Origin of the sequence: Frigoribacterium sp. Leaf164 (assembly GCF_001423665.1) — a bacterium.
Classification (GTDB): domain Bacteria; phylum Actinomycetota; class Actinomycetes; order Actinomycetales; family Microbacteriaceae; genus Frigoribacterium; species Frigoribacterium endophyticum.
This window is the reverse complement of record NZ_LMOX01000001.1, coordinates 1,266,252-1,280,721: the sequence shown is the minus strand read 5'-3', so window position 1 is coordinate 1,280,721 and position 14,470 is coordinate 1,266,252. Positions and strand designations below refer to the sequence as shown.

General features: G+C 72.3%; 10 protein-coding genes. 4 read left to right on the top strand and 6 right to left on the bottom strand.

Features of this window, described 5'->3' with window-relative positions; all coding sequences use genetic code 11:
- Positions 1 to 46: 46 nt before the first annotated feature.
- Complete coding sequence (locus ASF82_RS05730; protein WP_056054543.1) at positions 47 to 2,566, top strand: DNA topoisomerase (ATP-hydrolyzing) subunit A; 2,520 nt, start codon at positions 47 to 49, stop codon at positions 2,564 to 2,566.
- A gap of 81 nt (positions 2,567 to 2,647) precedes the next feature.
- On the opposite strand, the gene ASF82_RS05725 is transcribed toward ASF82_RS05730, so the two are convergent.
- Entirely contained in the window at positions 2,648 to 4,744 is a 2,097-nt protein-coding gene (locus tag ASF82_RS05725) for a type IIA DNA topoisomerase subunit B (protein WP_056054541.1), read from the bottom strand.
- Positions 4,745 to 4,978: 234 nt separating this feature from the next.
- Between ASF82_RS05725 and ASF82_RS05720 the strand changes: the two genes are divergently transcribed.
- The gene (locus ASF82_RS05720) at positions 4,979 to 5,206 is read left to right on the top strand and encodes a hypothetical protein (protein ID WP_056054537.1); all 228 of its coding nucleotides are present in this window, start codon (positions 4,979 to 4,981) and stop codon (positions 5,204 to 5,206) included.
- Between the two features lie 99 nt (positions 5,207 to 5,305).
- Here the strand turns inward: ASF82_RS05720 and ASF82_RS05715 are convergent, their stop codons facing one another.
- The 5 genes from ASF82_RS05715 to ASF82_RS05695 all read right to left on the bottom strand — a co-directional run bounded on the left by ASF82_RS05715 (position 5,306) and on the right by ASF82_RS05695 (position 11,286).
- Positions 5,306 to 6,061: a type 1 glutamine amidotransferase gene (locus ASF82_RS05715; protein WP_056054533.1), complete on the bottom strand. Its 756-nt coding sequence runs from the start codon at positions 6,059 to 6,061 to the stop codon at positions 5,306 to 5,308.
- Complete coding sequence (locus ASF82_RS05710) at positions 6,058 to 7,317, bottom strand: MurT ligase domain-containing protein (protein WP_056054529.1); 1,260 nt, start codon at positions 7,315 to 7,317, stop codon at positions 6,058 to 6,060. The genes ASF82_RS05715 and ASF82_RS05710 overlap by 4 nt, the downstream gene beginning before the upstream one ends.
- 4 nt (positions 7,318 to 7,321) lie before the next feature.
- Positions 7,322 to 8,839, bottom strand: coding sequence for an RNA polymerase sigma factor (locus ASF82_RS05705; RefSeq protein ID WP_082514457.1), 1,518 nt, complete (start codon positions 8,837 to 8,839; stop codon positions 7,322 to 7,324).
- A 136-nt stretch (positions 8,840 to 8,975) separates the two neighbouring features.
- Positions 8,976 to 10,325 (bottom strand): nitrate/nitrite transporter, encoded by a 1,350-nt coding sequence (locus tag ASF82_RS05700; RefSeq protein ID WP_056054521.1) that lies wholly within the window; start codon positions 10,323 to 10,325, stop codon positions 8,976 to 8,978.
- A gap of 46 nt (positions 10,326 to 10,371) precedes the next feature.
- Entirely contained in the window at positions 10,372 to 11,286 is a 915-nt protein-coding gene (locus ASF82_RS05695) for a proteasome assembly chaperone family protein (protein ID WP_056054517.1), read from the bottom strand.
- Positions 11,287 to 11,372: 86 nt separating this feature from the next.
- Here ASF82_RS05695 and ASF82_RS05690 point away from each other — a divergent pair, with 86 nt between their 5' ends.
- Both ASF82_RS05690 and lpdA read left to right on the top strand, forming a co-directional pair.
- The gene (locus ASF82_RS05690; protein ID WP_056054513.1) at positions 11,373 to 12,848 is read left to right on the top strand and encodes a leucyl aminopeptidase; all 1,476 of its coding nucleotides are present in this window, start codon (positions 11,373 to 11,375) and stop codon (positions 12,846 to 12,848) included.
- A 191-nt stretch (positions 12,849 to 13,039) separates the two neighbouring features.
- A complete protein-coding gene (lpdA, locus tag ASF82_RS05685) occupies positions 13,040 to 14,413 on the top strand; it encodes a dihydrolipoyl dehydrogenase (RefSeq protein ID WP_056054510.1) in 1,374 nt (457 codons plus the stop codon).
- Positions 14,414 to 14,470: the final 57 nt, after the last annotated feature.

Sequence of the window (14,470 nt, the reverse complement as noted above, 5' to 3'; positions counted from 1 at the left end):
GCCGGCCCCGCCGAGGCGCCCCGCGCCTCCTTCCCCCGAGAAGTGCATGACCACGACGACGAACGACATGAGCAGCGCCAGCGACGGTGAGCGGATCGAGGACATCGACGTCTCCCTCGAGATGCAGGGGTCGTTCCTCGAGTACGCGTACTCCGTGATCTACTCGCGGGCCCTGCCCGACGCCCGCGACGGCCTCAAGCCGGTCCAGCGCCGCATCCTGTACCAGATGTCGGAGATGGGGCTCCGCCCCGACCGCGGGCACGTCAAGAGCGCCCGCGTCGTCGGCGAGGTGATGGGCAAGCTGCACCCCCACGGCGACACGGCGATCTACGACGCCATGGTGCGCCAGGCCCAGTCGTTCACGATGCGCGTGCCGCTGATCGACGGCCACGGCAACTTCGGCTCCCTCGACGACGGCCCCGCCGCCCCGCGCTACACCGAGGCCCGGCTGGCGGAGGCCTCCCTCGCCATGACCCGGGGCCTCGACGAGGACGTCGTGGACTTCGTCCCGAACTACGACAACCAGCTGATGCAGCCCGAGGTGCTGCCCGCGGCCTTCCCCAACCTGCTCGTCAACGGCGCGAGCGGCATCGCCGTCGGCATGGCGACCAACATGGCGCCCCACAACCTCGTCGAGGTCGTCGGTGCCGCCCGGCACCTCATCGACCACCCCGGGGCGAGCCTCGACGACCTGATGGCCTTCGTGCCGGGCCCCGACCTCCCCACCGGCGGCACGATCTCCGGGCTCGCCGGGGTGCGCGACGCGTACGCGACCGGGCGGGGCTCGTTCAAGACGCGGGCCAAGGTCCAGGTCGAGAGCATCACCGCGCGCAAGTCCGGTCTCGTCGTCACGGAGCTCCCCTACCTCGTCGGCCCGGAGAAGGTCATCGAGAAGATCAAGGACGGCGTCCAGGCGAAGAAGCTGACGGGCATCACCGACGTCACCGACCTCACCGACCGCACGCACGGGCTCCGGCTCGTCATCGGCATCAAGACCGGGTTCAGCCCCGAGGCGGTGCTCGAGCAGCTCTACCGCTACACGCCCCTGGAGGACGGCTTCAGCATCAACGCCGTCGCCCTGGTCGAGGGCCAGCCCCGGACGCTGGGCCTCAAGGAGATGCTGCAGGTCTACGTGGGCCACCGCCTCGAGGTCGTCACGCGCCGCAGCCGCCACCGCCTGGGCAAGAAGGAGGACCGCCTCCACCTGGTCGAGGGCCTCCTCGTCGCCATCCTCGACATCGACGAGGTGATCCAGGTCATCCGCACGAGCGACGACTCGGCCGCCGCACGGGCCCGGCTCCGGGAGGTCTTCGACCTCAGCGAGATCCAGGCCGAGTACATCCTCGACCTGCGCCTCGGCCGGCTCACGAAGTTCAGCCGCATCGAGCTCGAGTCGGAGCGCGACGAGCTCGTCGCCGCCATCGAGGAGCTCCGCGCCCTCCTGGCCGACCCGGCCCGGCTGCGCGCGCTGGTGTCGTCCGAGCTCGCGGAGATCGCGGAGCAGTTCGGCACCCCGCGACGCACCCTGCTCACCGAGGCCGCCCCGAGCGTCGCGACGGCCGGGCGCGGGCGCGGGCGCGGGGCCCCGGTGCTGGAGATCGCGGACACGCCCACGCGGGTGTTCCTCTCGACGACCGGGCGCCTCCTCAGGGTCGACCACCCCGAGCCGGGCTCCGCGGCCCCGACTCCCCCGGCCCGACGCACGAGTCACGACGCGGTGCTCTCGTCGATCGACACCTCCACGCGGAGCGAGGTCGGCGCCGTGACGTCGACCGGTCGTCTCATCCGGTTCACGCCGGTGGACCTGCCCTCCGTCCCGCCCACCTCGGTCCAGCTCGGGGCCGGCGTCCCGGTGCGCGAGTACCTCGGGCTGCCGGACGCCACCGAGAAGGTGCTGGCGCTCGTCTCGCTCACCGCCGACCGCCCGGTCGCCCTCGGCACGGCACGGGGCGTCGTCAAGCGGGTCGCCCCCGGCCAGTGGCCGGCCAAGCCCGAGTTCCCGGTCGTCACGCTCAAGCCGGGCGACTCGGTGGTCGGCGTGGCACAGGGCACCGACGACGACGAGTTCGTCTTCGTCACGTCCGCCGCCCAGCTGCTCCGGTTCCCCGCGGCGTCCGTCCGGCCCCAGGGCCCGGCGGGCGGCGGCGTGGCCGGGGTCAGCCTGCCCGACAGCGCGCGCGTCCTCTTCTTCGGGGCCGTGCCGGAGGGGCAGGAGGCGGTGGTCGCGACGGTGTCGACGAGTGCGGCCTCGATCGACGGCGTCGACCCCGGCCGCGCGAAGCTCAGCGCCTTCGACGAGTTCCCGGCCAAGGGCCGCTCGACCGGCGGCGTCCGCGCCCACGCCCTCCTCAAGGGAGAAGGCGGCCTCTCGCTCGCCTGGGTGGGGCCGGGCCCCGCCCGGGCGCTCGCGGCGGACGGCGCCGTGCGCTCGCTGCCCGAGGAGCTCGTGCGGCGCGACGCCTCGGGGGCACCGCTCCCGGCCGTCGTCGCGTCGGTGGGGGCCTCGGTCGCGCACGTCACCGACTCGGCCACGGGGGCCGAGGCCGGGGCCGAGCCGGTCGACTGACCGACGACGGGCAGCCACCGGCCCGGCCAGGCCGGCGGGGCTCCCCCGCGGCGAGCGGTCGGGCCGACCCCGGCGGCGGCGTCAGACGTCGATGCGGTCGCGGCTGAGGCCGGCCCCGTCGATGATGAACTCCTTGCGGGGGGCCACGTCGTTGCCCATCAGCAGCTCGAAGACCCGCGCCGCGTTCTCCGCGTCGTCGACCCTGACCCGGCGCAGCATGCGCCCCTTGCGGTCCATCGTGGTGGTCGCGAGCTGCTCGGCGTCCATCTCGCCGAGGCCCTTGTAGCGCTGGATCGGGTCCTGGTAGCGCTTGCCGCTCCGGCGGAGACCCGCCAGCACCCCCTTCAGCTCCTGCTCGGAGTACGTGTAGATGGTCTGGTTCGGCTTGCTGCCGGCGTTGATGGCCACGACCCGGTGGAGGGGAGGCACGGCCGCGAAGACGCGCCCCTGCTCGATCATCGGGCGCATGTACCGGAAGAAGAGCGTGAGCAGCAGCGTCCGGATGTGGGCTCCGTCGACGTCGGCGTCGCTCATGATGATGACCTTGCCGTAGCGCGCCGCGTCGAGGTCGAACGACCGCCCCGACCCCGCCCCGAGCACCTGGATGATCGACGCGCACTCGACGTTGGAGAGCATGTCGCTGACCGAGGCCTTCTGCACGTTGAGGATCTTGCCGCGGATGGGCAGCAGCGCCTGGAACTCGCTGTCGCGGGCCAGCTTGGCCGTGCCGAGGGCCGAGTCGCCCTCGACGATGAAGAGCTCGCTGTTCGCGACGTCGCTGGACCGGCAGTCGACCAGCTTGGCGGGCAGCGAGCTGTTCTCGAGCGCGTTCTTGCGCCGCTGTGTCTCCTTGTGGGCCCGAGCGGCGATGCGGGACTTCATCTCGGCGACGACCTTGTCGAGCACGAGCGCGGTCTGCGCCTTGTCCTCCCGGCGCGACGAGCCGAAGAGCTCGCCGAACTGGTCGGCCACGACGCCGGCGACGATCGCCCGCACGGCGGGGGTGCCGAGGATCTCCTTCGTCTGGCCCTCGAACTGCGGCTCGGGGAGGCGCACCGTGAGCACCGCGGTCAGCCCCGCCAGCACGTCGTCCTTCTCGACCTTGTCGGTGCCGACCTTGAGTCGACGGGCGTTCGCCTCGACCTGCTGCCGGAGGAACTTCAGCAGGCCCGCCTCGAAGCCGGCCTGGTGCGAGCCGCCCTTGGGCGTCGCGATGATGTTGACGTAGCTGCGGAAGACCGTCTCGTAGCCACTGCCCCAGCGCAGCGCGATGTCGACCTCGCACTCGCGCTCGAGCTCGGTGGCGACCATGGCACCGCCCTCGGTCAGCACGGGGACGGTCTCGGTGTAGCTCCCCCGGCCCGTCATGCGCCAGGTGTCGGTCACGGCCGTGTCGGGAGCCAGGAACTCGACGAACTCGCTGATGCCGCCGTCGAAGCGGAAGGTGCTCTCGGAGGGGAAGCCGCCGTCGGTCAGCGAGCCGGGCCGCTCGTCACGGATGCGCAGCGACAGGCCGGGGATGAGGAAGGCCGTCTGGCGGGCCCGCCCGAACAGCTCGTCGGGCTGGAAGCTCGCGCCGCGAGTGAAGATCTGGCGGTCGGCCCAGTAGCGGATGCGCGTGCCCGTCACGCCCTTCTTCACCCTCCCGACCCGGCGCAGCACGCTGCCGGAGACGAACGGCGTGAAGGGCGCGTCGGGCGTCGGCTCGCCGGAGTCGTCGAACGTGCCGGGCTCCCCGCGGCGGAACGACATCGCCCAGGTGACGCCGTCGCGGTCGACCTCGACGTCGAGCCGCTCCGACAGGGCGTTCACGACGGAGGCGCCGACGCCGTGCAGGCCGCCCGAGGAGGCGTACGAGCCACCGCCGAACTTGCCGCCGGCGTGCAGCTTGGTGAAGACGACCTCGACCCCCGTGAGGCCGGTCTTGGGCTCGATGTCGACGGGGATGCCGCGCGCGGTGTCGCGGACGGTGACGCTGTCGTCGGCGTGCAGGACGACGTCGATGGCGTCGCCGTGGCCGCCGAGCGCCTCGTCGACGGAGTTGTCGATGATCTCCCACAGGCAGTGCATCAGCCCGCGGGAGTCGGTCGACCCGATGTACATGCCGGGTCGCTTGCGCACCGCCTCGAGCCCCTCGAGGACGGAAAGGTGTCGAGCCGAGTAATCAGACGTGGCCAACGGGGATCTCCTGACGCTGAGCCGACCGCGTCGACCGGGGGATCCGGAGGCGGTGGGCTCGGACCATCTTAACGAGAGCCCCCGACACGGCCCGCTCGACACCCGCGAGGCCCCCGTCCGGGGCCGTTCCGCTACGCGCGGAGCGAAATCCCGCGCAATGTGCTCCGTGCTCGCCGCGCGCGTGTTTTGATGAGTGTCACCCACCCACAGCACCACCGTCAGGAGGAGCACCCCATGACTCAGATGGCCACCGACACCACCGCCGTCGACGAGCTCGGCTCCCGGTACCAGCTCAGCGCCGCAGACCGCTGCGACAGCTGCGGAGCCCAGGCCTACGTCCGCGCGACCATGGCCAGCGGCGAACTGCTCTTCTGCGCCCACCACGGCGCGAAGTTCAAGGACAAGCTGCAGCCCGACGCCGTCGAGTGGCTCGACGAGAGCGCCAAGCTCACGGCGAGCTGACCACCCACGACTACCGGCCGGGCACGCCCCGGCCCGTGACGACGAAGGGCCCGTGCCACCCGGCACGGGCCCTTCGTCGTGCGGTCGCCCGCGCTCGGGTCACATCGCCTTGAACGAGCGCTCCAGGTTGTCGCGGATGACGCGCTGTGAGGCCGCGGCGTACTCGTCGAGCTTCGCGTGCGCGGCCGACGGGTGGTACGAGATGCTCCGGCGCGTGAGCGCTGCCCGCAGCAGGCGGTCGCTCAGGGCCGGGTTGAGCGGGAGCAGGGGGCCCTTGAGCTGCGTGCCGAAGGAGGCGCCCCGCCGGATCCCCTCGGAGCGACCGTCACCGTTGCCGCCGCCGTGGACGACGGTGGCGAACGCCTCCGCGTCGGCGTCGAGCTCGACGTGCGCCGCGTGGTCCTCGAAGCCGAAGAGCGTCAGCGGGTCGCCGAGGTGCTCGGTCGTGACCTGGAAGTAGTTCGTGCGGCGCGGCGCGCCCCGACGGACGGTGCCGGGGAGGAAGCCGATGCCGGCCACCGTCTCGCCCTCCGTCGTCTGCACGCCGTGGCTGAGGAGCTCCATGCCGCCGCCCACCCCGACGACGGGGACGCCGGACGCGGCGAAGCCCTCCAGCGCGTCGCGGAGGCGCTGTGCGTCCTCGCTGACGGCGCGGACGCCCGAGAGCGGGCCGTGGCCGACGAGCACGACGTCGGCGACCGTGGGGACCGCGTCGCCGACCCGGTACTCGAGGACCTCGCTCTCGATGCCGGCCCGGCGGGCGCGCTCGACGAGGGCCGTCACGTTGCCCCGGTCGCCGCTGACGCCGAGCTGCTCGGGGTAGAGGTGGACGAGGCGGAGGGTGTCGCTGCTCACGCGGTCTTCTCCAGGTCGGGGTGGCCGAGGATGCGACGGGCCAGCATCATCTGCTCGTAGTTCGTCACGAAGTGCTTCGTGTGGTCGCTCGGCGAGGGCAGCCGGCGCATGAGCCGGATGGCCTTCGAGATGTCCTCCTCGATGACGTGCACGGGGATGCCGTCGTGCTCGAGACGGAGCGCGAGCTGCCAGGCCTTGGCACCGGCCAGCACGTCGACGTGGTCGAGGTGCGAGAAGTCGATGTCGTAGATCCACGAGATGTCGGGGGTGCCCTCGTCGATCGCCAGCATGACCTGCTCGACGTCCTGCGGCAGGGCGTCGAGGTTCAGCTGGAGGCTCGCGGCGTTCTTGAACATGATGAACTCCGCCTCGTCGGCGCCGAGCGACATGCGCTCGCCCCGCCCGTAAGCAGGCTTCATCGACTCGAACGCCCGGCTGACGGCGGCCGGGTCGACGGGTCGGCCGAGGACGACCGAGGCGGTCTGCAGCGCCGCCGCGGCGTCGACGGCGTAGTGCAGGCCACGGGCGGGCAGCCTGACCTCGACCGTGGTGCCGCCGACCGAGATGGTGGCTCGGTCGCCGGAGAGCGAGAGGACCTCGCTGTCGGCCGACCGCCCGCCGTCGGCCTCGCGGCTGAAGTCGTGGGCGTTCTGCAGGCCGTTGGGCGACGCCTCGACGACGTCGGGGGCCGCGCCGAAGCGGGTGACGGTCTGCCCCGGGCGTGCCTCGTAGGGCGCGAGGTGCTGGTCGTCGCGGTTCGTGACCACGGCGGTGGTCGCCAGCGCGGCCGTGTCGGTCATCATCGTGCCGACGCGCTCCGTCTCGAAGAAGCGGTAGAGCTGGTCGACCTGGACGTTGAGCATCAGCACCGTCGAGGGGTGCAGCGACCGGGTCAGCTCGACCGCGAAGGCCTCGTCGACCTCGATCACGCCGATGTCGTGCTTGACACGGCCGGTCACCGTCACCTCGCGGAGGAAGGCCGACGCGATGCCCTGGGGCAGGTTGGCCCCGGTCGGGTTGGTGAAGACCGAGAGGCCGTGGGCCCGCAGCGTCTCCGTCAGCATCATCGTCGTCGTCGACTTGCCGTTGGAGCCGAGCACGAAGACGACGCCCTGCTCGAACTGCGACGCGACGTGGCTGAGGAAGTCCGGCGCCAGCGTCAGGACGGTGCGGCCCGGGTAGGCCGAGCCGCCGCCGCGGAGCCGGGCCGCGGCACGGACCAGGCGCCCGGCCAGGACGGGGATGACGTACTTCACGGGTCTACTCGAGGTAGTCGCGGAGCGACTGCGACCGGGACGGGTGGCGGAGCTTGGCCATCGTCTTCGACTCGATCTGGCGGATGCGCTCGCGCGTCACGCCGAAGGTGTCGCCGATCTGGTCGAGCGTCTTCGGCATCCCGTCGCCGAGGCCGAAGCGCATGCGGATGACGCCCGCCTCGCGCTCGGAGAGGCTGTCGAGCAGCGACTCCAGCTGCTTCTGCAGCATGGTGAAGCCGACCGCGTCGGCCGGGACGACCGCCTCGGTGTCCTCGATGAGGTCGCCGAACTCGCTGTCGCCGTCCTCGCCGAGGGGCGTGTGCAGCGAGATGGGCTCGCGGCCGTACTTCTGGACCTCGACGACCTTCTCGGGCGTCATGTCCAGCTCACGGGAGAGCTCCTCGGGCGTGGGCTCGCGACCGAGGTCCTGCAGCATCTGCCGCTGCACGCGGGCCAGCTTGTTGATGACCTCGACCATGTGGACGGGGATGCGGATGGTGCGGGCCTGGTCGGCCATGGCGCGGGTGATGGCCTGGCGGATCCACCACGTCGCGTAGGTGCTGAACTTGAAGCCCTTCGTGTAGTCGAACTTCTCGACGGCACGGATCAGGCCCAGGTTGCCCTCCTGGATGAGGTCGAGGAACTGCATGCCGCGACCGGTGTAGCGCTTGGCGAGGCTCACGACGAGGCGGAGGTTCGCGCCGAGCAGGTGGCTCTTGGCCCGCTGCCCGTCGCGGGCGACCCAGCGGAGCTCGCGCTCGAGCTCCTTGCTGAGGCCCGTGCTGTGCGAGAGCTTGTCCTCCGCGAAGAGGCCGGCCTCGATGCGCATCGCCAGCTCGACCTCCTCGGCGGCGTTGAGGAGGGCGACCTTGCCGATCTGCTTCAGGTAGTCCTTGACGGGGTCGGCCGTCGCACCGGTGATGGTGGTCGAGTAGACCGGCATCTCGTCGTCGTCGTCCTGCGAGATGACGAGGGCACCGGTGGGCAGCACCTCGGGAGCCTTCGCGGGGGCGTCGCCCTCGGTCTCGTCGGCGGCGTCGGCCTCGGTGTCGGCGGGCACCTCGACGGGCTCGACCTCGGCCTCGTCGTCGGGGGCGTCGTCGCCGGCCGCCGCCTTCGTCGACTTCGCCGGAGCCTTCTTGGCCGGGGCCTTCTTCGCGGGGGCCTTGCGGGCCGGGGCCTTCTTGGCGGGGGCCGCGGCGGCGGTCTCGGCCGCCTCCGTGGCCGGGGACACGAGCTCGGTCCCCTCGTCGGACACGGCCGGGGCGGCCGTGGTCGCCTTGCTGCGAGTAGCCATGCGAACACCTTTCGATCGTCGGTTGCGTCGGGGAGGCTGCGGCGCGGCGTCTCGACGTGTCGACCGGCGCCCTGACGTCGGTCGGCCTTGCTTCTGGGCGGACGGCCCGCGGGGCGGGCCGACCGGATCGGCCCTGGTGGCGGGCCGATGTCGCTGTGGTCTCGCACGCCACGGGGCGCGCGGGAGATGGTGCAGGATTTCGGGCAGTACGAGGACCCATGTCAAGTCCTCGCGGTGACGCGCCTCACGGCGGACGGTGTGCGAGGACACGAACGGGTCCTTCGACCATTATTGCACGGCCCGGGCGAGCCGTTCGACACGCAGGCGCCCCCGCGGTGCGCCCTCGGCGGACGCCCGTGCGTCAGGCGCCGCCTCGCCGCCGACGCCGCGCCTCGCGCCAGCGGCGGTCGAGCGCGACCCAGAGCGGAGCGACCTGGATCCCCTCCTCGAGGTGCAGGCGACGACGCGTGCCGCGGCGGGCGAGGAGCAGGCCGACCACCCCGCCGCCCACGACCACGTACTGCACCAGGAAGGCCACCCGGAAGGAGTCGAACGCGAAGAGGTCGCTCGGCTGCCCGGACGCCACCCGTGCGGCGTCCACCTGGTCGAGGACGACGCCGATGAGGAACATCATGACGAAGCTCGCGAGGAAGCCCCCGACGTTGACCACCCCGTTCGCGACGCCCAGGCTGCGCAGGGGGTTGAACGTGCGGGCGAAGTCGAAGCCGATGATCGAGCCGGGCCCTCCCACGCCGAGGGCCACGACCAGCACGACCGCCAGCCACTGGGGGGGCACCCCGGGCCAGGCCAGCAGCACCGTCCAGACGACGCCGAGCACGGTCACGATGCCCAGCACCAGCGCCGAGCGGCGCAGCGGGAAGCGCGCCATCAGGACGCCGAGCACCGGCCCGGCCACGACGCCCGACACGACGAGCACGGTGAGGAGGCCCGAGGCCTGCCCGCTCGTGAAGCCCAGCCCGCCCACGAGGAAGGGCACGCCCCAGAGGAGGGAGAAGACGGTGCCCGACGACTGCGTCACGAAGTGCGACCAGAAGCCGAGGCGGGTGCCCGGCCTCTTCACGCTCTCGCCGAGCTGCCGGCCCGCCTCGCGCCAGGTGAGCACGGCGCGGTCGCGGTCGCGGCCCTCCGGGGACTCGCTGACGACGGCGACGACGAGGACGACCGCGAGCACGGAGAGCGCCGCGGCGCTGAGGAAGGCGGGCGACCAGCCCGCGGAGTGCAGCACGACCGACAGGGGCAGGGCCGAGAGCACCTGCCCGGCCTGGCCGATGTTGCCCGTCCACTGCGAGACCTGCGGCAGGATCGGCCCGCGGAACCAGGCCGGCAGGAGCCGCATCACCGAGATGAACGTCATCGCGTCGCCGGCCCCCACCAGGACGCGACCGACCACGGCCACGCCGATCACGGGCGGCGACAGGGCGACCACGCCCTGCCCCACTGCCAGGAGGACGCCGCCCGTCACGATCAGGGCCTTGGGCCCGACGCGGTCGAGCATGACGCCGACCGGGATCTGCAGCCCGGCGTAGACCGCGAGCTGCACGACGGCGAGCGTGGACAGGGTTGCGGCAGAGATGCCGAAGAGCTGCTGGGCCTCGACGCCCGAGACACCGAGGGAGGACCGCTGGAGCACGGCGACCACGTACGCGAGGACGGCGGTGCCCCAGACCAGCCAGGCACGCGCGGAGTTCACCCGACGAACCTACCCGACCCGCTCCTCCCCCGGCACGGAGCGGGCGTCAGCCCTCGTCGTCGGGGCGGCGCGTCGCGAGGAACTTCTCGAGCTCGGCCGCCAGGGCGTCGGCCGACGGGACCTGGCCGTCCTGGTCGGTGAGGGGCGACGGCAGGGGGTTGCCCTCCATGTACGTGTCGTGGCGCTCCTCCAGGGTCGTCACGAGCCGCGACAGCTCCTGGTTGCCGTGCACCTGCTCGTCGACCTTCACGAGGAAGTCGCGCCCCTCGGTGCGGAGGCGGTCGGTCGGGAAGATCAGTCCGGTGGCCGCGCTGATGCTCGAGAGCGCGGTCACGGCCGCGTCGGGGAACTCGGTGTCGGCCAGGTAGTGCGGCACCAGGAGGACGAAGCCCGCCGTCGGGTGGCCGTCGTCGTGCAGCCGCTTCTCGATCAGGTGGAGGGCGTTGGCGGGCGCCTGCGTCACGGGCTTCCAGACGGAGAGGGTCTCGATGAGGTCGGCCCGGTTGCCGCTGACCGTGACCCCGAGCGGGCGGGTGTGCGGCACGGGCATGGGGATCGAGTGCACCCACGTCGTCGTCGACACGCGGTACCGCTCGACCAGGCCCACCACCGCCGCCGTGAAGCGCTGCCACTGGAAGTCGGGCTCGAACCCGGAGAGGAAGAGGAACGGCTGCCCCACGTCGTCCTGCACGAGGTGCAGCGACAGCGGGGAGGTCGTGATCTCGGCGACGTGGTCCTGGTCGAAGGTGAACACCGGACGGCGGGCCCGGTAGTCGAGGAGCTCGTCGGGGTCGAAGGTCGCGACGAGGGTGTGGTCGAGGGTGTCGAGCACGTACTGCCCGAGCTGGCTGACGGCGGAGCCCGCGTCGGCGAAGCCGGTGAGCCCCGCGACGAGCGGCAGGCCCTCGGGCACGTCGTGGGAGTCGGGGGCGAGGTCGTAGAGGCCGGCGGGGTCGTGCATGTGATCGAGCCTAGACACCCCGGGGTCGCCTCCCCGGCCGCCGGCGCGTGCCGAGAGCGAACAGCGCCGTCGGTAGCATCGACGTCATGACCGAGCTCAGCCTGTCCGCCGTCCGCACCTCCCCCGCCGAGACCACCGCCGACGTCCTCGTCGTGGGCGTCCTCAAGGGAGCCGACGGCCCCACCGTGACCGTGGAGCTCGAGGGCCTGCCGACCGACCTCGCAGTCCTCGGCGTGACCGGTGCCCGTGACCAGCTCGTCCGCGTGCCCGCCGTGGGCGTGGCCGCGACGGTCGTCGCCCTCGTGGGCCTCGGCGACGTCGTCGACGCGGAGTCCCTGCGCTACGCCGCCGGCTCGGCGGTCCGTCAGCTCACCGGCGTCGACCGCGTCGCCCTCGCCCTCCCCGTGGCCGACGACGACCAGGCCGCGGCCGTCCTCGAGGGCGCGGCCATCGCCTCCTGGGAGTTCGACTCCTTCCGCTCGGCCTCGGCCGGCGAGTCGCGGCGGCACGCGCGCGAGCTGGTGCTGGTCGCCGACCGTGACCTCGAGGAGTCGCTGGTGACGCGCGCCGCGGTGGTCGCGGAGGCCGTCCACACCGTCCGTGACCTCGCCATGACCCCGCCGCAGCAGATGTTCCCGCAGGCGCTGGCCGACGTGGCCGTCGCCCGGGCCGAGGGCCTGCCCCTGACCGTCACCGTCCTCGCGGAGGACGAGCTGCGCGCCGGCGGCTACGGCGGCATCCTCGGGGTCGGGCAGGGGTCGTCGCGCGGGCCTCGCCTGGTCAAGGTCGAGTACGCGCCCGAGGGCGCCGCCAAGCACCTCGCCCTCGTGGGCAAGGGCATCACCTACGACACCGGCGGGCTCTCGCTCAAGCCGGCCGGCAGCATGCTCGGGATGAAGGACGACATGACGGGCGCGGCCACGGTGCTCGCCGTCACCGTCGCGGCCGCTCGCCTCGCCCTCCCCGTCCGGCTCACGGCGTGGCTCTGCATCGCCGAGAACATGGTCAGCGGCACGTCGATCCGCCCGGACGACGTCCTGACGATCCGCGGCGGCACCACCGTCGAGGTGACCAACACCGACGCGGAGGGCCGCCTCGTCATGGCCGACGGCCTGGTCGCCGCGAGCGAGGAGATGCCCGACGCGGTCGTCGACGTCGCCACGCTCACGGGCGCCCAGGTCGTGGCCCTGGGCACGCGCACGGTCGGGGTGATGGGCAACGACGCGCTGGCCGACGAGGTCGTCGGCCTCGCGGGCCGTGTCGGCGAGACGTTCTGGCGGATGCCGCTGCCCGGCGAGCTGCGCGCCCGTCTCGACTCCGACGTCGCGGACCTCGTCAACGCGACCCCGGGCAACACCGCCGCCGGCATGCTCCTCGCCGGCGTGTTCCTCCAGGAGTTCGTCGGGCGCCGCGAGGACGGCAGCGTCCTCCCGTGGGTCCACCTCGACATCGCGGGGCCGTCGAACAACAAGGGCGGCGGCTACGGCTTCACGGCCAAGGGCTCGACCGGCGTCTCCGTCCGCACCCTGCTGGAGCTGGCAGCCGTCTTTTCGGTCGCGTAGTAGGGTCGGGGAGGCGGGAGAAACCCGCCGAGATCGGTCCCCCGGGCGACACCAGCCCCGCGCCCTGCAGAGCACCTGCCGGGCGCAGCTCCTGACGGAGCAGACGCTGGCGGGTGCGACGACGCCGTCACCACGACGCCGCAGCACCTCAGCCCCGCGGGGTACCTCCGAACGCACGAGGGAGTTGCTGGGTGTCGGAACAGAATTTTGACCTGGTGGTGCTCGGCGGCGGCAGCGGCGGCTACGCCGCCGCGCTGCGGGCGACCGAGCTGGGGCTGAGCGTCGCGCTCGTCGAGAAGGACAAGGTCGGCGGCACCTGCCTCCACCGGGGCTGCATCCCGACCAAGGCCCTGCTGCACTCCGCCGAGGTGGCCGACGTCTCGCGCGAGGCGGAGAAGTACGGCGTGCACACCGACTTCCACGGCATCGACATCGCCGCCGTGACCTCCTACCGGGAGGGCGTCGTGGCCAGCAAGTACAAGGGCCTGCAGGGCCTGCTCAAGGCCCGCAAGATCACGACCGTCGAGGGCGAGGGGCGCCTCACCTCGCCCACCACCGTCCAGGTCGGCGACGTGACCCTCACGGGCAAGAACGTCGTGCTGGCGACCGGGTCGTACTCACGGAGCCTGCCCGGCCTCGAGATCGGCGGCCGTGTCATCACCAGCGAGCAGGCGCTCGCCCTCGACCACGTCCCGTCGCGCGTCGCCATCCTGGGCGGCGGGGTGATCGGCGTCGAGTTCGCGAGCGTCTGGAAGTCGTTCGGCGCCGAGGTCGACATCATCGAGGCGCTGCCGCACCTCGTCCCGAACGAGGAGGAGTCGATCTCGAAGCAGTTCGAGCGCGCCTTCCGGAAGCGCGGCATCGGCTTCTCGCTCGGGGTCCGCTTCCAGAGCGTCACCCAGAGCGACGACGGCGTCGTCGTCACCCTGGAGGACGGCAAGACCTTCGAGGCCGACATCCTGCTGGTCGCCGTGGGCCGCGGCCCCTCGACCGCTGGCCTCGGCTACGAGGAGGTGGGCCTGACCATGGACCGCGGCTTCGTCATCACGAACGAGCGCCTCGCGACGAGCGTCCCCGGCGTCTACGCCGTCGGCGACATCGTCCCCGGCCTCCAGCTCGCCCACCGCAGCTTCCAGCACGGGATCTTCGTCGCGGAGGAGATCGCGGGGCTCTCGCCCCAGGTCATCGACGACGTGAACATCCCCAAGGTCACCTACTCCGACCCCGAGGTCGCCTCCGTCGGCCTCTCCGAGGCCAAGGCCGTCGAGAAGCACGGCCGTGACGCCGTGGCGACCTACGACTACAACCTCGCGGGCAACGGCAAGAGCCACATCATCGGCACGAGCGGCTCGGTGAAGGTCGTCCGCGTCGTCGACGGCCCCGTCGTCGGCGTCCACATGATCGGCGCCCGCGTCGGCGAGCTCATCGGCGAGGCCCAGCTGACGGTCAACTGGGAGGCCTACCCGGAGGACGTCGCTCCCCTGGTCCACGCCCACCCCACCCAGAACGAGGCGCTCGGCGAGGCCATGCTGGCCCTGGCGGGCAAGCCCCTCCACGCGATGTAGCACCACCCACCACTGCACCGCACCGCACACACAGGCACATGATGTCGTCAAAGGAGT

Coding starts and splice junctions, on each gene's coding strand:
- ASF82_RS05720 (WP_056054537.1), top strand. CDS start 4,979: ATGACTCAGATGGCCACCGACACCACCGCCGTCGACGAGCTCGGCTCC.
- ASF82_RS05695 (WP_056054517.1), bottom strand. CDS start 11,286: ATGCACGACCCCGCCGGCCTCTACGACCTCGCCCCCGACTCCCACGAC.
- ASF82_RS05690 (WP_056054513.1), top strand. CDS start 11,373: ATGACCGAGCTCAGCCTGTCCGCCGTCCGCACCTCCCCCGCCGAGACC.
- ASF82_RS05730 (WP_056054543.1), top strand. CDS start 47: ATGACCACGACGACGAACGACATGAGCAGCGCCAGCGACGGTGAGCGG.